The organism is Shewanella sp. SM101 (assembly GCF_025654465.1).
Classification (GTDB): Bacteria; Pseudomonadota; Gammaproteobacteria; order Enterobacterales; family Shewanellaceae; genus Shewanella; species Shewanella oncorhynchi.
In genome coordinates this window covers 1-21,817 of sequence record NZ_JAKKRH010000032.1, presented here as the reverse complement: position 1 = coordinate 21,817, position 21,817 = coordinate 1, and the positions used below count along the sequence as shown (strand labels likewise).

Sequence of the window (21,817 nt, the reverse complement as noted above, 5' to 3'; positions counted from 1 at the left end):
TTGTCGATTAACGTAGGACTAAATACAACATGCTCTTATCACGCATTATCTTCAGTGCAACGGCACCTTCTTGATCTTTAAGTTGTGCTTTCAGTGTCTTAAGATCTTTAATCGCAGTGCGGTTAATACCGACAATCACATCTCCTTTTTGTAAGCCACTCATGGCCGCAGGTGAGCCTTGTGCGACATCGGTAATTTCAATGCCCTTAGATGAGTTTTCTAAGGACGCACCTTGCAGCATAGGATGCACGGCACCAGCCGCTGTTTCACTGGTTTGGCTCGCTTCACCTAAGGTCACTTTAACTGTTTTCTTATCACCGTCACGGATGAGTCCTAACTCAACGTTAGCACCTGCACCCATAGTGGCGACTTTAGCCCGCAGTTCTTGGAATGACTTTATACCACGGCCATCAACGCTGATGATAATATCACCTGCTTTTATACCGGCTTTCTCTGCGGCACTGCCCTTGGCTACTTCATTCACGAAGCCGCCGTGTTGAGTGTCTAAACCGAAACCTTGGGCGAGTTGGCTATCGAGATCACGTCCCGAAATACCTAATACACCGCGGCGTACTTCTCCGTGTTCGGCAATTTGTGCCACGAGGTTTTTCACCATATTAGCAGGGATGGCAAAGCCAATACCGACGTTACCGCCGCCCGGTGCTACGATTGCGGTGTTAATCCCAATTAACTCGCCGTTAAGATTGACGAGTGCGCCACCCGAGTTACCACTGTTAATCGCGGCATCGGTTTGAATAAAGTTTTCTAGCATTTCAATGCCTAAGCCGCTACGGCCTAAAGCACTAACAATGCCCGAGGTGACGGTTTGACCTAAACCGAAGGGGTTACCAATGGCAACGGCAAAGTCACCTACGCGTAAATCATCGGAATCAGAGGCTTTGATTGCGATGAGATTTTTCGCTTCAATTTGCAATAATGCGATATCTGACTCTGAGTCAGTACCAATCAGTTTTGCTTTTACTTCACGGCCGTCATGAAGACCAACTTGAATATCATCAGCACCGTCAATCACATGGTTGTTCGTGACGATATAGCCTTTTTCTGCGTCAATAATGACGCCTGAGCCTAAGCCTCTAAAAGGACGTTCTTGCACTTGCTCTTGTGGCGCATTAGGGCCGAAAAAGTAACGGAAAACATCAGGTACTCTTTGCTTAGAAACATGAGTCCCCGTTACCGCTACTGATACGACTGCGGGCGTCGTACGCTCAAGCATAGGCGCAAGACTTGGAATGGATTGTCCCTCAACCGTCTGTGGAATGGCGGCCTGTGAGACGACAGGCATTATAGTCAGGGTCGCGGCTAACATTGCGGCTGAAAGTACAGATAATTTTGTTTTCATCTATTCATAACTCCAAATAAGGGTTGAAAGATCTGGATGTAATGCATTAGCAATCGTGCGAGTGCCAGATCAAATCTGTATCGGTACCGGCTATTTGCCTAGGTAATCACTCTGACTCGCACCTTATTGAAAAAGTTCATTATATTAATAAATGTTAATTTTTTTAGCCTATTTTATCGGCTGTTTCATACTTGTTTCTGAGCAGAAATCTGTGGGCGAGATTAGGATTTTTCAAGCCCTAATATCAGCGGATTTTGCCGATTAAAATGACCTACAGCATAGAGGCTTATTAGACGTTTGTATGCAGTTTAGCGTTAAGGTAAAAGTCGTATTCTGCATTAATATATCCTGCGTCATATTGGCCGTGCTAATATCGTCACAGTTTTAATAAAGGACATAAGAGAATTTAAACGTGCCTCAGTTAAGCCCTTGGCAGCATTATCAAAAAGATCTTACCCGCGACGGTTTTTCCCATGATCCGGCTCAAGAAATTGCCGTTAAGGCGTTACAACGCGTCTATGAAGACTTAACTACGGCAGAAGAGCCGAGTTCTATTGTGGGGAAATTGTTTAGCGCATTAGGCTTAACATCGGCACCAGCATCACCTAAAGGTCTGTATCTTTGGGGCGGAGTTGGGCGCGGTAAAACCTACCTGATGGATACTTTTTTTGATGCCTTGCCTGGTGAACAAAAATTGCGGGCTCACTTCCATCGCTTTATGCATCAATTGCATTTAGATTTGGATGAGTTAAAAGGCGTTCGCGATCCTTTGTTGGTGATTGCGAAAAAGATGGCTGCGAAATATCGCGTTATCTGTTTCGATGAATTCTTTGTCTCTGATATTACCGATGCCATGCTATTAGGTACGCTGTTTCAAGCGTTATTTAAAGAAGGCGTTGTGCTGGTTGCAACTTCGAATATTATCCCCGACGACTTATATAAAAATGGCTTACAGCGCGCACGTTTCTTACCTGCGATAGCCCTAATTAATCAACATTGTGAAGTGCTCAATGTGGATTCTGGCATTGACTATCGATTGCGTACCCTTGAGCAAGCAGAGATTTATCATCATCCATTAGATGCACAAGCTGATGCCAATCTGATACGTTATTTTAGCCAGTTAGCGCCTGAGTCTGAGGTGCTTACTGCTGACATCGAAATAGAAGGCCGCAGTATTAGTATTCGGCAGCAGGCGCAGGGCGTATTGTTGGCCGATTTTAGAGCGCTCTGTGATGGTCCACGAAGCCAGCGTGATTACATGGAACTTGCGCGGATTTATCACACTGTCCTCGTGAGTGGCATAGAACAAATGGGCGCCTTTTTGACTGGCGATGACATTGCCAGACGTTTTTTAGCTATGGTCGACGAATTTTACGAGCGCAATGTGAAGCTGATTGTATCGGCTCAAGTGCCACTCGAAGATATTTATGCCGATGGTTTGCTTAACTTCGAATTTAGACGTTGCCGTTCACGCTTAATTGAGATGCAATCCCACGATTATTTAAAAACCGAACACCTGCCGTAACCCAGTAGTGTAAGAGTTTTGCATTAGCTGCGACCTTAAATCACCAGAGGCTTGTTAATCCTTAGGATGACAAGTCCGATTGGTCGATATTTTATAATTTTTATCAAAATATCAGGTGATTTTTAACTCAGCTTTGTCTATACTCCGCCACCTGCCCACGTTACTCCGCCAATTGGGCGGAAGTTGTAAGCCGAAGTCGGTGCTCGAAGGGGTACTAAAAGGCAATTTTGTGTTGTTTGCAAATGCAGACAACATGTGAGACAGAAAATTAACTTTGGGTTTTTGTAATAATGAAGACTTTTACTGCTACACCAGAAACTGTAACTCGTGACTGGTTCGTCGTCGACGCAGACGGCAAAACTTTAGGTCGTATCGCTACTGAAATCGCTGTCCGTTTACGCGGTAAGCATAAGCCAGAATACACTCCACACGTTGATACCGGTGATTACATCATCGTTGTTAATGCTGAAAAAGTGACTGTTACTGGTAACAAAGCGAAAGGCAAAACGTACTACTCGCATTCAGGCTTCCCTGGTGGCATTAAGCAAATCAGCTTTGAAAAGCTGCAAGCGCAAAAGCCAGAAATGATCATCGAGAAAGCAGTTAAGGGTATGTTACCAAAAGGTCCTCTGGGCCGTGCCATGTTCCGTAAACTGAAAGTTTATGCTGGCGCAGAACATAACCACACTGCACAACAACCTCAAGTTCTTGATATCTAAACGGGATTAAGCAAATGGCTGCAACTCAGTACTACGGCACTGGCCGTCGCAAAACCTCTACAGCTCGCGTTTTCGCTAAAGCAGGTAGTGGCAACATCGTTGTAAATCAACGTCCTTTGGATCAGTATTTTGGTCGTGAAACTGCTCGTATGGTTGTTCGTCAACCTTTAGAGTTAGTTGAAATGACTGACAAGCTGGACATCTATGTAACTGTTAAAGGCGGTGGTATCACTGGCCAAGCAGGCGCAATCCGTCACGGTATTACCCGTGCTCTGATGCAATTAGATGAAGCACTGCGTCCATCACTTCGTTCTGCTGGTTTCGTTACCCGTGACGCTCGTAAAGTTGAGCGTAAGAAAGTGGGTCTACGTAAAGCACGTCGTAAGCCACAATTCTCTAAGCGTTAATTCGTTTTTGGAATATCAAAAAACCCAGCCTATGCTGGGTTTTTTATTGGCTAAAAATTGACGGTATAAGAAAACTCTTTGGTTGGAGTATGCTGATATACAATAAATTTATATTAAGCGAGTGAGTTTGAGGTAAGCATGACTTTTCAGATTTTTATGCTAGCAGTGGCACTTGTGTTGGTTTTGGAAGGCCTTGGGCCATTATTATTCCCAAATAAATGGCGTCGTTATTTAAATGAACTCTCCCATCAAAATCAGCAAGTTATCCAGCGACTTGGTGGGGCGTTAGTCACGGCTGGAGTCGTTCTTTGGGTTATTTTTGCGTAAAAAATAGCCTGCTTGCCCTTATTAACTAAGATCTGTTAAAATTCTTTTTTAACCGCAACCTTGCAGCAAATAATGGGCAAAAACGTAGTTGTTCTCGGCACCCAATGGGGTGACGAAGGAAAAGGTAAGATTGTCGACCTTCTAACAGAACAGGCAAAATATGTAGTTCGCTATCAAGGCGGCCACAATGCTGGTCATACCTTGGTTATCGACGGTGAAAAAACCGTTCTTCATCTGATCCCATCGGGTATCCTGCGCGATAATGTGAAATGCATTATTGGCAACGGTGTGGTGCTTGCACCTGACGCCCTGATGAAAGAGATCAACATGCTGAAAGATCGTGGAGTTCCTGTTGAGGAACGTCTGTTGATCTCTGAAGCGTGTCCGCTGATCCTTCCCTTCCATTGTGCCCTTGATATTGCCCGTGAAAAAGCGCGCGGTAATAAAGCTATTGGTACGACTGGCCGTGGTATTGGACCTGCGTATGAAGACAAGATCTCTCGTCGCGGTCTGCGAGTAGGTGACCTGTTCAATGCTGAACTGTTTGCTGAAAAGCTGAAAGAAGTTATGAAATACCATAACTTTATGCTGACAGAGTACTATCAAGTCGAAGCGGTTGATTACGAGCAAACGCTAGCAGATGCTTTGGCTATGGCCGATTATCTGAAGAGCATGTGTGTTGATGTGACTGAACTATTGGATACTGCGCGTAAAGCCGTAGAGCCAATTCTGTTCGAAGGCGCTCAAGGTACATTACTCGATATCGACCACGGAACATACCCATTTGTAACCTCTTCAAATACCACTGCCGGTGGTGTTGCGACGGGTTCAGGTTTTGGTCCGCGTCACTTAGACTATGTCTTAGGTATCATGAAGGCTTACACCACTCGCGTAGGTGCAGGTCCATTCCCAACTGAACTATTATGTGAAGTCGGTGATCATTTAGGTACTAAAGGTCATGAGTTTGGTGCAACAACGGGTCGTAAGCGTCGTCCAGGTTGGTTGGATGCTGTGGCAATGCGCCGCGCAGTTCAAATCAACAGTGTTAGCGGCTTCTGCTTGACTAAGTTAGATGTACTTGATGGTCTGAAAGAAGTGAAGATTTGTGTCGGTTATCAGAATCCTGATGGCACTATCTCTAAAGTCACTCCGCTGGCCGCTGAAGGTTATGAACTGGTTACGCCGGTTTATGAAACTATGCCGGGTTGGAGCGAGTCGACTTTTGGCGCGACATCAATTGAGCAACTGCCTCAAGCAGCGATCAATTATATCAAGCGTCTTGAAGAGTTATTAGAAACACCTATCGACATTATCTCTACGGGTCCTGATCGTAACGAAACCATGATTTTGGTTAATCCGTTCAATTAAGATCTGTTAAGGCCGTGTTTCACGGCCTTTTTCTCTGCTTCTTTATGCCTTTCTCTGTTTTATTCTGCGGTTAGAAATTCAGCTCAAGCTCAAGAAATAGGTTATACTGCCGATGCAAGTATTCATCCTACTGTCATTGAGAGTCGTTATGCTACGTACAGCACTCGTTGCGCTACTGCCTTTAGTATCTTCAATGTGCTTTGCTGAAACGCAGGCGGTGGATATTTATAGTCAAGATCAATTGCTTGATTTGATCCGTAGCAATCAATACTTAGCGAAAGTGAAACGTGATGATTGCCAGTTAGTCCAAGACATTGAGGCGCGAGCCCAAGTCTTAAAACAGCCTTTATATCAATTTCTTTGGGGCGAAATGCTCAATCATGGAACGTGTGTGAAGGCTAACCCTGTGAAGGGTATTGCTTTGTTACGTGACTCGGCCGAACAAGGTAGCTCAGAAGCGATGTTAAAGCTTGCCGAGTATTATCAGAGTGGGAAATTTGTCATCCGCAATAAAGACAGAGCAGTGCATTATTTACTGCCTGCGGCTGCAAGTGGCAGTTTATCCGCTCGTATGATGTTAGTTCGTTTATTCGGTGAAGGTTATGGTAGTCCTAGGGATTACGAGATGGCCTATCATTGGTTATATAACGATGTATTTGCGGACGAGGCGACTAAGAAAAAAGCCTTGTCTTTACTGCAGGTGTTAGCAGCTAAAATGCCCCCCAGTGCAGTGGCGCGGGCCCAGCAAGAACAGTTGCGAACCCGTTAAGTGGTCTCTTAATCTAGAGACACATTATTTGGATATTGAATGATCAAAGACCCTCATTTTGAGCGTGAACAGGATAAGTACGAAAACCCTATCCCAAGCCGTGAGTATATTCTCGATTACTTACGTTCTCAAAAATCACCTATCACTCGTGACAGCATTGCCGCGGCGTTAAACATCCAAGAGGAAGAACAACTTGAGGCCTTGCGCCGTCGCCTACGTGCGATGGAACGCGATGGCGAACTGGTGTTCACTCGTGGGCAGAGCTATGGCTTACCCGAGAAAATGGATCTGATCCCCGGCACAGTGCTCGGACACAGAGAAGGCTTCGGCTTTTTCAAACCCGATGAAGGCGGTGATGACTTATTTATTTCGAACCGCGACATGCTGATGTATTTCCACGGTGATAAAGTGCTGGCGCAAAAAGCGGGCACAGATCGTCGTGGCCGTCGCGAAGCGCGTTTGGTTCGTCTGATCCAGCCGCGAAGTGCCGCGATTGTTGGCCGTTATCATGTCGATAGCGGTATGGCATTTGTCATTGCCGATGATAAGCGTATTACCCAAGAAATTTTAGTCGCGAATGAAGATCGCAATGGCGCCCGTCAAGGTGATGTGGTTGTGGTTGAATTAACGCGTCGCCCAGGCCGTTTTGTTAAGGCTGCGGGTAAAGTGACTGAAGTGCTCGGTAAGCAAATGGCGCCGGGTATGGAAATCGAAATTGCCCTGCGTAATTATGATTTACCCCATACTTGGTCACCTGTGATTGAGAAGAAACTGCGCCGTATTCCCGATGAAGTAACCGACGCCGATAAAGTCGGTCGTGTGGATTTACGTCATCTGCCATTAGTGACTATCGACGGTGAAGACGCCCGCGATTTTGACGATGCCGTGTATGCGGAGAAAAAAGCCGGTGGTGGCTGGCGTTTATGGGTTGCGATTGCCGACGTCAGTTATTATGTGCGTACCGATTCTGCCTTGGATACCGAAGCGCGTGCCCGTGGTAACTCTGTGTATTTCCCATCGCAAGTGATCCCTATGCTGCCGGAGAAAATCTCTAACGGCCTATGTTCGCTTAATCCCCACGTCGACCGTTTATGTATGGTCGCCGAGATGACCGTATCTGCTAAAGGTAAGTTATCAGGTTATAAGTTTTATCCAGCGGTAATGTATTCCCATGCCCGTTTCACTTATACCCAAGTGGCAGCAATGTTAGAAGGCGGCCCCATTGCGCCTGAGCACGAGGCTTTGTTCCCGCATTTGCAGTGTTTACAGTCATTGTATTTAGCGCTCGATGAGCAAAGAGCCGAGCGTGGTGCGATTGCGTTTGAAACCATGGAAACGCAGTTCATTTTCAATGAGCAGCGCAAGATTGATAAAATCGTGCCGCGTGGCCGTAATCAAGCCCATAAAATCATTGAAGAATGTATGATTTTAGCCAACGTTTCTGCGGCTAAATTTGTGAAGAAACACAAAGGCGAAGTCTTGTATCGCGTACATGAAGCGCCATCTGAGCAAAAGCTAGCGAACTTTAAAGAGTTCCTTGCTGAGCGTGGCTTGACTATGACTGGTGGTCTTGAGCCAACGCCGTCCGATTATCAGAACGTAATGCTGCAAATTGCCGACCGTCCCGATGCTGAACTTATCCAAGTGATGTTGCTGCGCTCTATGCGTCAGGCAATTTACACTCCGGATAACGAAGGTCACTTCGGTTTAGCCTTAGAAGAATATGCGCATTTTACCTCGCCCATTCGCCGCTATCCGGATTTAGTGTTACATCGTGTGATCCGTTATTTACTGGCGAAGGAAAGAGGCGAAGCCACTGAGAAGTGGACGCAGGATGGTGGCTATCACTATCAGCTCGATGAGCTCGACCAATTAGGCGAAGAGTGTTCGACCACAGAACGTCGTGCCGATGAAGCGACTCGCGATGTTAGCGATTGGCTCAAGTGCGAGTTTATGCAAGATCACGTCGGCGATACCTTTGAAGCTGTGATTGCCTCAGTGACCAGTTTTGGTTTGTTTGTGCGCTTAAATGAACTGTTTATCGATGGCTTAGTGCATATCTCAAGTCTTGGTAGCGATTACTACCAATTCGACCCTATGCGTCAACGTCTTATCGGTGAGCACACAGGTCAAGTTTATCAAGTCGGCGATCCTGTGACGGTTAAGGTTGCTGCAGTCAACTTAGATGACAGACAGATTGATTTGGTTATGCTGGGTGATGACGGCAAAGGTGGTAAGCGTAATGCATCTGCCAGTCGTGATAAGCCGATGACAGCCCGTGAGCGCGTTAATCGTGAAGGCGCTAAGCAAGGTAAAGCAGGCAAAACCGCGGCATCTAGCGCCAAGGCTGAAACAGGCAAAACCAAACCTAAGGCCAAAGCTGGCACTAAAGCTAAAAAAGCAGCAGTAAAAGATCCGGCTAAAAAGCCAAAAGCCGCTAAGCGGAGCACGAGAAAGAAATAAATGAAAAAACAAGATATTATTTTTGGGATCCACGCAGTTGAAGCCCTGTTAAAACACAGCCCTGAGCGCATTATTGAGTTGTGGCTGTTACAAGGTCGTGATGATGAGCGCTTAACTGTGCTGGCCGAGCAGGCTAAAGCCTTTGGCACGACGATTCAAGTCGCTTCTCGTAAAGCCTTAGATGACAAAGCGGAAAGCAGCCAACATCAAGGCATAGTCGCGCGTGTTAAAGCGGCGAAAGTATTGAATGAGCAAGATTTAGATGTGCTGCTTGCTAACACTGAGCAAGCATTCCTGTTGATTTTGGATGGTGTGACGGATCCCCATAACTTAGGCGCTTGCCTACGTAATGCCGATGCGGCTGGCGTGCAAGGTATTATCGTGCCTAAAGACAATTCAGTTGGCTTAACGGCGACTGTGAGTAAAGTGGCATGTGGCGCTGCGGAAACAGTGCCTTTATTCCAAGTGACTAATCTTGCGCGCACTATGCGTCACCTGCAGGATAAAGGTGTGTGGATTGTGGGCACTGCGGGCGAGGCAGATTGCGAGCTTTATCAAGCGGATCTCAAGGGATCATTGGCGATTGCTATGGGAGCTGAAGACAAAGGCTTACGCCGATTAAGCCGTGAGTCTTGTGATTCACTGATCTCTATCCCTATGGCCGGTAGTGTGTCTAGCTTGAACGTATCGGTTGCAACGGGTATTTGCCTATTTGAAGCAGTGCGTCAGCGTCGTAGCTAATATGCTCACGTTTGCCTGATCTCACATATGCAGTATCAGGCTTGAAGTAACAACTGGTCGTAATAAAAAGGCGGATTAACGATATAAAGTTAATCCGTTTTTTATTGGCCTTTTTTACGTCATCGCTTTGTCTAGGTTAACCTGATTGCTATCAGTTTCATCTATTTGAGCGGCTTCAGGCTCTGCTTGCTCAATATCGAAACTAAAGGCGAGTTGTTCCTCATCACTGTCATTATCATCGATAATATCGTCATCGACGCCATCGGCCCCTAAATCATGCTCCGATTCATCTAAGTTAGCGCTGGGCGTCATATGCTCTTGAATTGATTCAACATCAACCCGTGGGTCCAACGCTGCCGCCAGTGGTGACGAGACTAAGTCGCCCGTCGCCATTATGTAGTCTTGGGTGACATTGGTTTCGACTTTTTGCTGTGAATGTACATAACGTAAACGCACAAAGAGTATTAAGGTACAGGCTGACATAAAGCCATATAACATGCTGTTGCCAAGCCATTGCATCAACGTCGAGGCGATCAGTGGACCGATACTGGCCCCTAAGCCGAAGGTTAATAAGATGGTGGCAGATAAACCGACCCGCTCATTCTGTTCGACTCGTGAGTTAGCCAGTGCCGTAGCAAGTGGATAGAAGGTGAAACCTAAAATACCAAACAGGAAGGTCATCACCAGCGAAATCACTGGATGATAGGGCGTTAAGGCGATGGCTAAGGCTAAGATGCCAAGCAATATACAGTTGATACGAATAAGGCGGCTGCGGGACATAATGTCGGACAGTTTCCCCATAGGCCATTGTGCTAGTAATCCTGCTAAAATCGTTGCTGTCATATAAGTGGCGACTTTTTCAGGCGGCAAACCTAAGTTACTAGCATAGGCGGGCGCGAGACCATAAAACGAACCCACTATCATGCTACCAATCGCGATGGTTGTGAGTGCCTGCGGCGCTTTTTTCCAGTAATGGGCAATTTTGAGTGGAGCTGGGACCAAAGGCGCAGGGTGAAGACGACGCGTGAGTGAAATCGGTACGATACAGAGTGAGAAACAAATTGCGATAAGCAGTAGTGGCTCTAGTCCTAATTCGGGGAAAATACTGATCGCACCTTGGCCCAAGATTAAGCCGAAGTAAGATACGATCATATAACTCGCAAACACTGTGCCCCTTTGATTACTTTCAGCTTGTTCGTTAAGCCAACTTTCTAACACCATGTATTGGCACATCATCCCCATGCCTACCACGAGTCTGAGGAGCAGCCAAACCGCTAGCTCATCCACGAGTGCATGGCCTAATGCCGATGCCGCGACTATGCCTGCACTGGCGACAAAGGCGCGGATATGGCCCACTTGAGCGATAAGTCGATGACCAATCTTAGAGCCTGCCACTAGGCCAACATAGTAGGCCGACATCATGCCGCCAATCCATATTTGTGGCACATTCATCACTGAGAGCCTGAGCCCAAGATAGGTGGTAAGCAAGCCGCCGGCTAATACCATTAATAATGTGGTGCTATATAAAGAGGCGAAAGTGCGCAGCGGATTAGTCATATACAACTCCGAAAACACAAACTAGATTGATAATGAGGAGTGAGTATATCAGGGGTTAGTGTTTATGTTGTGTTGCAAATTGTTGGTAAATCTTGATTAATTGCGCATTTCTGCTCAAAAAATCACTGAATTATGTCGGAACAACTCAAGGGGATGCTTGTAAAGCATTCACATAGACGCCAGCCGAGTAGGCTATTAGCGTCATCTTACTCTATGTATTTCGTCGTATTTTTTAAAAAGAGTTATCTAAAAGTGTAAAGCAAGTTGAAGGTGGTGATGGTATCCATGGGTTGGCTTCCTTCTGGTACCACTTCAGTGTATTTGATGTTCATACCGATCTTAAATGCCCAATCTTGGAACACCAGATTTTTATAGTTCATATCTAAGGTGAGGGTGTTGTTGTTCTCGCCCACTTCCGCGGTGAGATCGGCATTGAGACTGCTGTATTCCTGTAGTTTTTGAGAGAATTTGGCAGCGGTACGAAGAATGACATCTTTTTCGGCATCAGGGCTGGGGATGGTTATCGATTCTGCAGGTAAGTTATATCGATAACCTGGGCCGAACTCGAGACTGAGTTTTGTTTTATAACTACTGATAGCATTGAAACCGTAACCACTCGAAAGAGTCGATATTTGCGTGTAACTACCGAATTGATCCCAAGTAAAATCACCACGTCCGAAGACATAACCCTTAGTCAGTTTATAGTTCGATTGTAACTGTAGCTCATATTTTTCGGAGGTTGTTTGACTTTTTTCTGAGGCAAAATAGGCTTTTAGTGTGGCTTCTTGCTTGGTTTGCTTTGTATCGTAAATCAGTTGGGTTCGACCATTAAAACTGCTGGATTCGGTATTGCCTGTGTTCAGTTGCAAGCCAGCTTCGATTTCCGCGGTAAAATCGCTGGGCGGTTCCTGATAATCAGGTGGAACAAGCGCAAGCGCTGGAAATGAAAGGAAAAACAAACTGATTGGCGCAATAACTTTTAGCATTATGTTTTATTCTTGGTTAGCTGATTTCAGACGTCCGAATGTAGGCGAACCGCCATCATACCTGTATTGATTGGCGAGGCAAAGTTATTGCTTGAGTTTCTGGCTTGCTTTCTGTACTATCTCGCGCTCAAATCAGTCACTATTTTTCGTTCCTTGCCTCCATTTGGTCTGACTGAGCCAATACCGAGGCTACATAACCGTAAGGAGCAATAAATGCGTCATTACGAAATCGTATTTATGGTTCACCCAGATCAAAGTGAACAAGTACCAGGTATGATTGAGCGTTACACAGGTGTTATCACCGAAGCTAACGGCACAATCCACCGTTTAGAAGATTGGGGCCGTCGTCAACTGGCTTACCCAATCCTTGACCTGCATAAAGCTCACTACGTTCTGATGAACGTTGAAGCTAAAGCAGAGACGATCGAAGAGCTAGAAACAGCTTTCCGTTTCAACGACGCAGTTCTGCGTAACATGGTAATGCGTACTAAAGTTGCCGTTACTGAAGCATCTCCAATGGCTAGAGCTAGAGATGAGCGCGATTCACGTCGTGGCCCAGCTGGCGAACGCTCATATGATGAAGCTCACGCTGAAGAAATCGCTGAGTAAGGTAATCTGTGACCACCAATAACTTGGTGTTGTCAGGAACGATAACTCGTTCAAGACGCTTTAAAAGCCCTGCAGGTATTGCACACAGTGTAATTATGTTGGAACACAAATCGCAGCGTTATGAAGCCGAAATGCTCCGCAACGTCTACGTACAAATTCAAGTGATATTGAGTGGCCCACGCTTTGAAAGCGTCGCAGAAGATCTGAAAGCAGGTGTGGAAGTACAAGTGCAAGGCTTTATGACGCTTCAACAGGGGCGTAATGGTCAGAACCGCTTAGTCATCCATGCCGAAAATGTCGAATTGAAAACTTAGGAGACTGTCAACATGGCACGTTATTTCCGTCGTCGCAAGTTCTGCCGTTTCACCGCTGAAGGTGTTGCAGAAATTGATTACAAAGATATCGTTACTTTAAAGAACTACATCACTGAAAGCGGCAAGATTGTTCCTAGCCGTATCACTGGTACTAGTGCTAAATATCAGCGCCAACTAGCTCGCGCTATCAAGCGTGCTCGTTATCTTTCTCTACTGCCATACACTGATTTACATCAGTAATTGCAGTATTCCTAATCGAATATAGAGGATTTGATAATGAACGTTATTCTGCTTGATAAAATCGCTAACCTAGGCAACTTGGGTGACCAAGTTACTGTTAAAGCTGGTTACGCTCGTAACTACCTTTTGCCACAAGGTAAAGCTGTTGTTGCTAACGAAAGCAACGTTAAAGTATTTGAAGCTCGTCGCGCTGAATTAGAAGCTAAATTAGCTGCTGAATTAGCTGCTGCTAACCTACGTGCTGAGAAAATCACTGCACTGGAAGCTGTTGTTATTGCTTCTAAAGCGGGTGATGAAGGCAAACTGTTTGGTTCAGTTGGCAACCGTGACATCGCTGATGCAGTGACTGCTGCTGGTGTTGAGCTGGCTAAATCAGAAGTTCGTTTACCATTAGGCGCTCTGCGTACTACTGGCGACTTCGAAGTTGAAGTTCAGTTACACACTGAAGTTAAAGCTGTTGTTAAAGTTTCTATCGTTGCAGAAGCTTAATTACTCCTTGCTTTAATCTTAAGAGAAACACCGCTTCGGCGGTGTTTTTTTATGGCTGAAATTCAGTATTTAGCTGTGGTCAATATGGTTTGATATTGGTTTGCGATGGATTAATACCAATCACATTAAATATCTAATCAGTTCAGAGCCTCACAGGCATCTCAATCCAAGGCGCATTGACGCAGAAATGGTTATTTCCTTTTAAGTCAATGTAACACGGGAGTGGGATGCCTGTGAGGCTCCCGAAGGGCGGCTGATGTTAACGGCATGGCAAAGCGCTTTATACTGCGTTTAAGGCTTTCGACAGAGCACCACTATGCCTTCAAGCCTTCGCCTTGTCTAAAGCGCGTTGAACTCCCGCTGAATGAACAGATATTTAATACGATTGGTATTATGCGGCAAGTGATATGTCTACTCATTCAGTCTCAAAGCGTATCCGCGTTTAAAATACTAGCCCAAATAAAAGCCGCTCACTGTCATGACAGTGAACGGCTTTTGACTAGATGGGTTGAATCCGTGTTTGGCTCAGAGTATTAATTTCTCACTAAATCCAATTCTTGGATTAAGTTATCGGCATGGTCGACCTCGTCCATCATCCACAGGATATAGCGAATATCCACGTGCACTGCACGGGTGATGGTTGGGTTGAAGAACCAATCTTTAGTGATAGCTTCATAGGTTGAGTCGAAGTTAAGGCCCACTAACTCACCTTTTCCGTTGAAGACTGGTGAACCGGAGTTACCACCTGTGGTGTCCACGCTGGATAAGAAATTAACCGGTACTGAGTTAAATTCCTCTGGTTTATCTAAACAAGAGAAGAGTCTGCAAATCCAGCCGCGGGGATCTTGATAAACCGACTTCACCAGATGATCGCCAAAACGTTGTTCGCTAATCGCATCGAGGAGTTTTTTCGGCGCATTATAGGGCTCAACGCCTGTGTGTTTTGCGACTATGCCATCAAGACGAGTAAACGGCTGTTTATAGAGCGCATCACGTGATTGATAACCATCAACCATGCCATAGCTGATCCGTAGCGTACCGTTGGCGTCAGGATAGACTGGCCAGTTGTTTGCTTTGTAGTATTCGATTACGGCCGCCATATAATCAGGGCGAGCACTAGACAGCTTGCCGTCTAAGATTTTTTCTGACTTTTCCTGTGCCATATTCGTGTCGTAAAGTGCTACGGCTAAACGAATAAAGGGATCGGCACTGGTTTCGAAAGCGCTAGCATCGGCATTCATCCACGCGAGGCGCTTAGCTTGGTCTGTGAGCGTAGTGAGTGAGTACAAACCATCGAGTTTAGCTGCTAGATCGGCATCTTTCGTGTTCACACTTAGCATTTCATCGAGTGTTGCTACGCGATTTGATTGGCTAAGGTAAGCATTTAAATCTTGTAGCCACAAAGTCTTATCAACAGTGACATCAAAACTTGAATCGATACGTTTAAGACGTGAGCTTAGCATTGCAATATCACGTTCTTGGTAGCCTTGCTCACGCTCGGCATCGGGCTTTTGTTTTTCTTTAGCAAGACGGTAGAGGCTGTTTGCTGCGGTTAACAATGTGCTAGATTGGGCATTGGTAAAGTAGTAATTACTTTGGAACGCTTGTTGTTGCTCGGCGAGTAACACTTCTAACTCAGCAATGAGATTTTGATTTAGCTTAGGGTTTTGTTTAAGCCAAGCTAAAAAATTATCTTCACGGCTTTGCTTAATGCCAATGATATCCGTTGCTTTAAAACCCGCTAATAGGCCGTTGAGTTTCTTCATCCGGTTGGCCATTGAGGCCATATTACCTGCGTACTTAATGGCGATATCGGCATCTTTTTGTCCCATAGCCTCGATAGTATCAATCTGTAATTGATAGCGCTTAGCTTGGGTTGGGTACAACCAATCACTGGCAAACTTAAGTTCACTGGTCAGGTTGTAACGGCTAGTCGTGCCTGGGTAACCCGCCACAAACACACCGTCACCGGCTTTTACGCCATCGGCATTGACCTTAAGGTAACTCTTTGGCTGGTAAGGAATATTATCGTCGCTATAAGCAGCAGGTTTGCCATCTTTACCCACATAAGCCCGTAGGAAGGCAAAATCACCCGAATGGCGTGGATATTCATAGTTATCAATATCGCCACCATAGCCCCCAACACTTTCAGGTGGTGCGTAGACTAAGCGCACATCGCGGATCATCAATTGCTTGATTAAGTAGTATTCTAAGCCGTTATGGAAACTGCGCACATTACAACGATAGTTAGCATCGGCTTCACAGCTTTTGATGAGCGCTTTACTGTGATTTTGGATATCTTCGTAACGACTTAGCGGGTCTTGGCTGAGGTCTTTATTGATTTGCGCGGTGACATTGGTCACTGCTTCTGTGATGTATAAACGTTCGTTGGGACCGGCAGAGGGTTCCTTGTCCATCGATGTTGCTAAAAAGCCTTGTTCTAGGTAGTTATGCTCTTGCTTAGTGTTATATTGTATCGCCTTGTAGGCACAATGGTGGTTTGTCACAACTAGCCCTTGGGGGGAGACAAAACTGGCGGTACAATAGCCCAGCCCAACCACAGCGTTCATTGGATAACTTGTCAGATCGGCCAGTTTTTCTGCCGGAATATCGATTCCGCGTTCACTGAGTTTGTCTGCAATTGAAGGCATTTGATAAGGTTGCCATTGTCCTTCGTCGGCAGTTGCTATGCCGGATGTCAGTACTAAGGCCGCAACCAATGCAATACGCATGTTCTTTCCTTATTGATTGTTAGAGTGTCCGTTGGAATGAAATAACAGGTGAGTGTAAACATCCTGTTTGCTTGACGCGGGTTTTATATCATATTTTGTTAAGTTGTTGGAAATCGGGAGCGTTAATGTCACAACAAGGTGCTTTTAAGCCTAAAAGTAAGCCAAGAGATTTGCAACTTGATGGACTCAAGCTGCCACCGCATTCAATTGAGGCTGAACAATCGGTATTAGGCGGCTTGATGTTAGATGCCGAAGCGTGGGACAGGGTCGCTGAGGCTGTCGTAAAAGAGGATTTTTACTCTCGCTCACATAAGATGATCTTTTCTGCCATGCACAGATTGGTTGATTTAGGGCAACCGATCGATTTGATCACTGTTTCTGAACAGTTAGAAGTTGAGAACCAATTAGAAGATGCCGGTGGTTTTGCCTATTTAGGTGAGATTGCGAAAAATACCCCAAGTGCGGGTAATATTTTATCTTACGCTGAAATCGTCCGTGAACGTGCTGTCGTTCGTGACATGATCCGCGTCGCGCATGAGATTGCCGATGCGGGCTATAACCCAGAAGGTCGGGACTCGGGTGAATTACTCGACCTGGCTGAGAGTAAAGTATTTAAGATCGCCGAGATGCGAACCAATGCTAATGAAGGTCCCGAAGGCATTAAAACCATTCTGGAAAAAACCGTCGATAAGATTGAGCAGCTTTATAACAACCCCCATAACGGTGTGACTGGAGTTTCGAGCGGCTTTAACGATTTGGATAAGATGACCGCTGGTTTCCAGTCTGGCGACTTGATTATCGTTGCGGCGCGTCCTTCTATGGGTAAAACCACCTTTGCGATGAACTTGTGCGAACAGGCCGCAATGAATGAAGATAAACCCGTACTTATCTTCAGTCTCGAGATGCCGTCAGAACAGATTATGATGCGTATGCTGGCCTCCTTGGGTCGTGTTGATCAAACCAAAATCCGTACTGGTCAGCTCGATGATGAAGATTGGGCGCGGGTTTCATCGACCATGGGGATCATGCTCGAACAAGGTAAAATGTATATCGATGACGGTTCGGGGTTAACGCCGACCGAAGTCCGTAGCCGCGCGCGTCGTATCGCCCGTGAGTACGGTGGTTTATCTATGATCATGATAGATTACTTGCAGTTAATGCAGGTGCCCGCCTTAAAAGATAACCGTACCTTAGAAATTTCTGAAATTTCACGCTCGCTGAAAGCATTAGCAAAAGAGTTGGAAATCCCGATTATTGCCCTGTCGCAGCTTAACCGCTCGCTCGAACAAAGGGCCGATAAACGTCCTGTCAACTCGGATTTACGTGAATCGGGTGCTATCGAGCAAGATGCGGATCTCATCATGTTTATTTATCGCGATGAAGTGTATAACAACGATTCTCAAGATAAAGGCACGGCAGAAATCATCATTGGTAAGCAACGTAACGGCCCCATTGGTCGGGTGCGGCTCACTTTCCAAGGGCAATTTTCGCGTTTCGATAATTATGCTGGGCCGCAGTTTGAAGAAGATTAATTGACTTTTAAAAACAGTCAGTTTGCGTTTGCAGAAGATGAGCTGTATTGATGTATTTTTTTATATCCGTGACTTTTTATTTCCTGAGTAAACAAGGTAAATTTTGAACCCTTTTCCCCGTGCAGAAATTAGCAGTAGTGCACTGCAAACCAATCTCGCTGCGTTGCGTCAACAGGCACCAGCGAGTCGAATCATGGCCGTTGTTAAAGCGAACGGTTATGGTCATGGATTATTGAATGTCGCTAATTGTTTAGTCAGTGCCGATGGCTTTGGCCTAGCACGATTGGATGAAGCCTTAGAATTACGAGCGGGCGGCGTGACAGCGCGTTTGTTATTACTAGAAGGTTTTTTCCGTGCCACCGATCTTCCGTTACTCGTCGGGCATGATATCGACACTGTAGTGCACCACAGTTCTCAGCTTGAAATGTTAGAGCAAACTGTGTTGTCAAAACCTGTCACTGTCTGGCTTAAAGTGGATTCAGGCATGCATCGTTTAGGTTTTACGCCCGAACAATTTTCAACGGTTTACGCAAGGTTAATGGCCTGTCCAAATGTGGCAAAACCGATCCATTTGATGACACATTTTGCCTGTGCGGACGAGCCTGAAAACACCTATACCTCAGTACAGATGGCGGCTTTTAATACGTTAACGGCAGGCTTGCCCGGATTTAGAACCTTAGCAAACTCTGCTGGTGCCTTGTATTGGCCTCAGAGCCAAGGCGATTGGATCCGTCCTGGTATCGCACTCTATGGTGTATCTCCTGTTACTGGTGATTGCGGTGCGAATCACGGGCTAGTTCCTGCGATGGAATTAGTATCACAGTTGATTGCGGTACGGGATCATAAAGCCAATCAGCCAGTGGGCTATGGTTGTTTCTGGACCGCGAAGCAAGATACTCGTTTAGGCGTAGTGGCGATTGGTTATGGTGATGGTTATCCTCGCAATGCACCGGAAGGCACACCCGTGTGGGTCAATGGTCGCCGCGTACCCATAGTAGGCCGTGTTTCTATGGACATGTTGACCGTTGACTTAGGTCAAGGTGCGCAAGATAAAGTTGGGGATAGTGCATTGCTGTGGGGTAAGGCATTACCCGTGGAGGAAGTCGCTGAACATATCGGCACTATCGCTTATGAATTAGTTACTAAGCTTACGCCAAGGGTTGCTGTTTGCTTAGCTTAACCCTGACAAATGGAAGTATTTGGGGACACTTTTTAGCAAGAAAACGGTGATTAAACACCGTTTTCTTTTATGTAAAGTGTCAGGATGAATAATTGCCTCTACACGAATGGTTACTGCAAATAACACTATGAATTATAGTTATTTGTTAGCGGGAGAAGTATCGAACCTGTAGGGCTGAGATAAGCAAAATAGTGGTTTGCAGTTCATCGTTGGCGACGCAATATGTTTTGGACCTGAGGATGAAGCTGTGCTGAACTGGTGTTAGGCGGCAAAATAGACGATAAAAATATCTCAATTCAGGTTACGGTAAACCAGCCGTTCTGATCTTTGTTATCTGGCTTTAAATAAGCGAATGAAACATAAGATCCAGAGCGACAGGATATTTAATGTATTTTGAGCTGACTGGCTTGATGCATTTAAGCAATTAGTTTTCAAAACATATTTCAATATAAGCAGTACCATGCGGGCTTGTAAATGGCATGATAATCTTAGTGCCATTAGCTTTATGGGAAATAGTATGGCCTTTTCCTGATACGACCATAGGAGTGGCCATTTCAAATTCATAGCCTTTTTGACCCAAAAGATTTTTTGCGCCACCAGTCACCATATTCGTAATTTCGCCTACTAAGTCAGTCACTTCCTCGTTAATTTTACCTGGGTTTTCGCCCAGCATATTCTGCATTATCTGCAAAACAAGCTTTTGTTCGAAGGTAATCGACAGTGATCCTTTTGTTTGGGGTCCAACAAGACCTATTAGGCCGGACACATCACCCTTAGCTAAGTTATCTACTTTGATTTGGGGTTTGCCCGGCGTCAAATCCATGCTCGCCATCGTAGATATGACATTGAGCAAAGATTGGAGGAAAGGATTAATAAAATTAACGTTCATGCCTAAGTTTGTCCTCTTTTGAGCCTAAACCATGGAGTAATGGCATTGCTTAAGGCTATTAGAAAAGTTGCTTATCGACAGCAATCTTGATCACACTCTATCAGCTTAGATGAGACAGCTATAAATGTGAGGCTAATTTAAAGATATTCTTATCATTTATCTGAGTTATAGGCAGTTAAAGCTCCAGATAACCGTGTCCTTTATTGTTTAGACCGTTTTGTATGATGGTTCATAAGTTTGCTTGGAAGACACTTATCGTCAAATAGCGTTGTTTTACGTCTCATACATACAAAAATGGGCTGCATTAGCCCCATTCATAGTGGCTCATGAGTGCCGATGCTGCAAAGTTTTTTAGCCTTTTTATGGAGTAACTCGACTTTTATTTGCACTTAACTCGTGAGAAGGCGTTGCTACTCAACTCTCTATCCCATCGCGTCTTACGTAATCCCATTTTATATGGCTATTTTCGGCATTGTGGAGTGCTATCAAAAAGGCGTCTTGGCCTTGAGCGTCTTAGCTGACTCTGTAAAAGTGCGATGTTCGCTGTAAACTGTCTCACTTTTTGCTTCACCCTAACGACGCATTTGTAGTGTGTTGTTCAGTACGTGTTTGCGAGTCAATTACTGGGTACTGGAAACACCATCTTGAGCGCTTAATCCAATAATTTGGGTACCTCACAGGATACTTAGCAATTAGACCAATGCACAAATATGTGAAAACCGCTTAATAGAATGTGAGAGTGATGATTCAATCTAAAATGAGTAAAACCCCAGTTATATCAACTATTCCAATCGACAGAACCTTTTCCATTGCGCCCATTTTGGATAGGTAAGATTTTAATTTAACCATTTGATTTATATAAGGTGGTTAAAAGTGTGGTTCACTATAGGATCACCGATTTTAAAAAGTTGTTTCATGGTTCCCCGCTGGTGATATGATTGCTCAATAAACATTGAGGTGATCTATGGATAGAAAATCTTTAATAATACTCGCGCTGGTGTTAACGAGCGGTCCTACTTTTTCGGCCTTTGCCGAAGTCTATAAATGTGCTGATGGAAAGTATCAAGCCGATCCTTGCGATGAAAATAGTCAGCCAGTTGATTTAAGTGGCGTCGGTAGCTTTATTAAAAGCAGTGACAGCATTTCTAAATCAAGCGTGGGTTCAAACGCTACTTCTGATAAGAAAAAAGAAATCAGTACCTATATCGAAAAACAACGCATTGCCCGAGAGATCACTCGGCTTGAGGCTGACCGCAAGCGGGTTATTACGGCGCGTGACCAGCGCTTACGTAATCTTCGTGAAAGTCGGCGGTATGCTAATAACAACTTAGCCGGTGCAACCTGGCAGCAAAGCTTAGCTCATGTAGTGGCACACTAATTTTGGCCACCTAAATAGAGGTGATATTATTACCTCGTAGATGACTTTAGGTGAACACATGAGATCGACAACCAGAAAAACATTTAGTGCTGAATTCAAACTTGAAGCAGCCCAATTAGTCCTCGATAAAAACCATAGCATCATCGAAGCTGCAAAGGCGATGAACGTAGGTAAGTCCACTATGGATAAATGGGTGAGACAGTTAAAACTAGAACGCCAGGGTGGCACACCA

The 21,817-nt window shown here is 45.2% G+C and carries 21 protein-coding genes; 16 read left to right on the top strand and 5 right to left on the bottom strand.

Annotated features, from left to right (window positions below; translation table 11 throughout):
• Positions 1-7 precede the first annotated feature (7 nt).
• Positions 8-1,360 carry a Do family serine endopeptidase DegQ gene (gene degQ / locus L5M38_RS16875; protein WP_105251401.1) on the bottom strand — a complete coding sequence of 451 codons (1,353 nt, stop codon included), beginning with the start codon at positions 1,358-1,360 and terminating at the stop codon, positions 8-10.
• A gap of 412 nt (positions 1,361-1,772) precedes the next feature.
• Here degQ and zapE point away from each other — a divergent pair, with 412 nt between their 5' ends.
• The 8 genes from zapE to rlmB all read left to right on the top strand — a co-directional run bounded on the left by zapE (position 1,773) and on the right by rlmB (position 9,679).
• Positions 1,773-2,885 carry a cell division protein ZapE gene (gene zapE, locus L5M38_RS16870; protein ID WP_263179752.1) on the top strand — a complete coding sequence of 371 codons (1,113 nt, stop codon included), beginning with the start codon at positions 1,773-1,775 and terminating at the stop codon, positions 2,883-2,885.
• A gap of 290 nt (positions 2,886-3,175) precedes the next feature.
• Positions 3,176-3,604, top strand: a complete 429-nt coding sequence (gene rplM / locus L5M38_RS16865) for a 50S ribosomal protein L13 (RefSeq protein ID WP_105251403.1) — start codon at positions 3,176-3,178, stop codon at positions 3,602-3,604.
• Between the two features lie 14 nt (positions 3,605-3,618).
• Positions 3,619-4,011 carry a 30S ribosomal protein S9 gene (rpsI, locus tag L5M38_RS16860; protein ID WP_006083052.1) on the top strand — a complete coding sequence of 131 codons (393 nt, stop codon included), beginning with the start codon at positions 3,619-3,621 and terminating at the stop codon, positions 4,009-4,011.
• 138 nt (positions 4,012-4,149) lie between these two features.
• Entirely contained in the window at positions 4,150-4,338 is a 189-nt protein-coding gene (locus L5M38_RS16855) for a DUF2065 domain-containing protein (protein ID WP_198573776.1), read from the top strand.
• Positions 4,339-4,410: 72 nt separating this feature from the next.
• A complete protein-coding gene (locus L5M38_RS16850) occupies positions 4,411-5,706 on the top strand; it encodes an adenylosuccinate synthase (protein WP_263179750.1) in 1,296 nt (431 codons plus the stop codon).
• A gap of 112 nt (positions 5,707-5,818) precedes the next feature.
• On the top strand, positions 5,819-6,475 hold the full coding sequence (gene motX, locus L5M38_RS16845) for a flagellar protein MotX (protein WP_105251405.1): 657 nt from the start codon (positions 5,819-5,821) through the stop codon (positions 6,473-6,475).
• A 39-nt stretch (positions 6,476-6,514) separates the two neighbouring features.
• On the top strand, positions 6,515-8,938 hold the full coding sequence (rnr, locus tag L5M38_RS16840; protein ID WP_263179749.1) for a ribonuclease R: 2,424 nt from the start codon (positions 6,515-6,517) through the stop codon (positions 8,936-8,938).
• Positions 8,939-9,679, top strand: a complete 741-nt coding sequence (gene rlmB / locus L5M38_RS16835; protein WP_263179747.1) for a 23S rRNA (guanosine(2251)-2'-O)-methyltransferase RlmB — start codon at positions 8,939-8,941, stop codon at positions 9,677-9,679.
• Between the two features lie 114 nt (positions 9,680-9,793).
• Here rlmB and L5M38_RS16830 read toward each other — a convergent pair whose 3' ends face one another.
• Both L5M38_RS16830 and L5M38_RS16825 read right to left on the bottom strand, forming a co-directional pair.
• Complete coding sequence (locus L5M38_RS16830) at positions 9,794-11,236, bottom strand: MFS transporter (protein ID WP_263179746.1); 1,443 nt, start codon at positions 11,234-11,236, stop codon at positions 9,794-9,796.
• Positions 11,237-11,478: 242 nt separating this feature from the next.
• Entirely contained in the window at positions 11,479-12,222 is a 744-nt protein-coding gene (locus L5M38_RS16825; RefSeq protein WP_212600147.1) for a YdiY family protein, read from the bottom strand.
• A 213-nt stretch (positions 12,223-12,435) separates the two neighbouring features.
• Here L5M38_RS16825 and rpsF point away from each other — a divergent pair, with 213 nt between their 5' ends.
• From rpsF to rplI, 4 genes are read left to right on the top strand one after another with little or no spacing between them, the layout of a single operon-like run.
• The gene (gene rpsF, locus L5M38_RS16820; RefSeq protein ID WP_105251410.1) at positions 12,436-12,831 is read left to right on the top strand and encodes a 30S ribosomal protein S6; all 396 of its coding nucleotides are present in this window, start codon (positions 12,436-12,438) and stop codon (positions 12,829-12,831) included.
• Between the two features lie 8 nt (positions 12,832-12,839).
• Positions 12,840-13,145: a primosomal replication protein N gene (gene priB, locus L5M38_RS16815; protein WP_105251411.1), complete on the top strand. Its 306-nt coding sequence runs from the start codon at positions 12,840-12,842 to the stop codon at positions 13,143-13,145.
• A 12-nt stretch (positions 13,146-13,157) separates the two neighbouring features.
• Entirely contained in the window at positions 13,158-13,385 is a 228-nt protein-coding gene (rpsR, locus tag L5M38_RS16810; RefSeq protein WP_006083042.1) for a 30S ribosomal protein S18, read from the top strand.
• Between the two features lie 36 nt (positions 13,386-13,421).
• On the top strand, positions 13,422-13,874 hold the full coding sequence (rplI, locus tag L5M38_RS16805) for a 50S ribosomal protein L9 (RefSeq protein WP_113939970.1): 453 nt from the start codon (positions 13,422-13,424) through the stop codon (positions 13,872-13,874).
• A 533-nt stretch (positions 13,875-14,407) separates the two neighbouring features.
• On the opposite strand, the gene L5M38_RS16800 is transcribed toward rplI, so the two are convergent.
• The gene (locus tag L5M38_RS16800; RefSeq protein ID WP_263179744.1) at positions 14,408-16,606 is read right to left on the bottom strand and encodes a S46 family peptidase; all 2,199 of its coding nucleotides are present in this window, start codon (positions 16,604-16,606) and stop codon (positions 14,408-14,410) included.
• Positions 16,607-16,731: 125 nt separating this feature from the next.
• Between L5M38_RS16800 and dnaB the strand changes: the two genes are divergently transcribed.
• Together dnaB and alr are read left to right on the top strand one after the other, a co-directional pair.
• Positions 16,732-18,138: a replicative DNA helicase gene (gene dnaB / locus L5M38_RS16795; RefSeq protein WP_105251415.1), complete on the top strand. Its 1,407-nt coding sequence runs from the start codon at positions 16,732-16,734 to the stop codon at positions 18,136-18,138.
• 103 nt (positions 18,139-18,241) lie between these two features.
• A complete protein-coding gene (gene alr, locus L5M38_RS16790) occupies positions 18,242-19,318 on the top strand; it encodes an alanine racemase (RefSeq protein WP_263179743.1) in 1,077 nt (358 codons plus the stop codon).
• Positions 19,319-19,742: 424 nt separating this feature from the next.
• On the opposite strand, the gene L5M38_RS16785 is transcribed toward alr, so the two are convergent.
• Entirely contained in the window at positions 19,743-20,207 is a 465-nt protein-coding gene (locus L5M38_RS16785; RefSeq protein ID WP_105251417.1) for a chemotaxis protein CheX, read from the bottom strand.
• A gap of 964 nt (positions 20,208-21,171) precedes the next feature.
• Here L5M38_RS16785 and L5M38_RS16780 point away from each other — a divergent pair.
• Both L5M38_RS16780 and L5M38_RS16775 read left to right on the top strand, forming a co-directional pair.
• A complete protein-coding gene (locus L5M38_RS16780) occupies positions 21,172-21,585 on the top strand; it encodes a hypothetical protein (RefSeq protein WP_263179742.1) in 414 nt (137 codons plus the stop codon).
• Positions 21,586-21,643: 58 nt separating this feature from the next.
• The coding region (locus L5M38_RS16775) for a transposase (protein ID WP_263148818.1) at positions 21,644-21,817 on the top strand (174 nt) is incomplete at its 3' end.

Excerpts from the sequence above, each read along its gene's own strand:
- degQ (WP_105251401.1), bottom strand. The coding sequence starts at position 1,360 with ATGAAAACAAAATTATCTGTACTTTCAGCCGCAATGTTAGCCGCGACC.
- rplM (WP_105251403.1), top strand. The coding sequence starts at position 3,176 with ATGAAGACTTTTACTGCTACACCAGAAACTGTAACTCGTGACTGGTTC.
- rpsI (WP_006083052.1), top strand. The coding sequence starts at position 3,619 with ATGGCTGCAACTCAGTACTACGGCACTGGCCGTCGCAAAACCTCTACA.
- L5M38_RS16855 (WP_198573776.1), top strand. The coding sequence starts at position 4,150 with ATGACTTTTCAGATTTTTATGCTAGCAGTGGCACTTGTGTTGGTTTTG.
- L5M38_RS16850 (WP_263179750.1), top strand. The coding sequence starts at position 4,411 with ATGGGCAAAAACGTAGTTGTTCTCGGCACCCAATGGGGTGACGAAGGA.
- motX (WP_105251405.1), top strand. The coding sequence starts at position 5,819 with ATGCAAGTATTCATCCTACTGTCATTGAGAGTCGTTATGCTACGTACA.
- rnr (WP_263179749.1), top strand. The coding sequence starts at position 6,515 with ATGATCAAAGACCCTCATTTTGAGCGTGAACAGGATAAGTACGAAAAC.
- rlmB (WP_263179747.1), top strand. The coding sequence starts at position 8,939 with ATGAAAAAACAAGATATTATTTTTGGGATCCACGCAGTTGAAGCCCTG.
- L5M38_RS16830 (WP_263179746.1), bottom strand. The coding sequence starts at position 11,236 with ATGACTAATCCGCTGCGCACTTTCGCCTCTTTATATAGCACCACATTA.
- L5M38_RS16825 (WP_212600147.1), bottom strand. The coding sequence starts at position 12,222 with ATGCTAAAAGTTATTGCGCCAATCAGTTTGTTTTTCCTTTCATTTCCA.
- rpsF (WP_105251410.1), top strand. The coding sequence starts at position 12,436 with ATGCGTCATTACGAAATCGTATTTATGGTTCACCCAGATCAAAGTGAA.
- rpsR (WP_006083042.1), top strand. The coding sequence starts at position 13,158 with ATGGCACGTTATTTCCGTCGTCGCAAGTTCTGCCGTTTCACCGCTGAA.
- rplI (WP_113939970.1), top strand. The coding sequence starts at position 13,422 with ATGAACGTTATTCTGCTTGATAAAATCGCTAACCTAGGCAACTTGGGT.
- L5M38_RS16800 (WP_263179744.1), bottom strand. The coding sequence starts at position 16,606 with ATGCGTATTGCATTGGTTGCGGCCTTAGTACTGACATCCGGCATAGCA.
- dnaB (WP_105251415.1), top strand. The coding sequence starts at position 16,732 with ATGTCACAACAAGGTGCTTTTAAGCCTAAAAGTAAGCCAAGAGATTTG.
- L5M38_RS16785 (WP_105251417.1), bottom strand. The coding sequence starts at position 20,207 with ATGAACGTTAATTTTATTAATCCTTTCCTCCAATCTTTGCTCAATGTC.
- L5M38_RS16780 (WP_263179742.1), top strand. The coding sequence starts at position 21,172 with ATGGATAGAAAATCTTTAATAATACTCGCGCTGGTGTTAACGAGCGGT.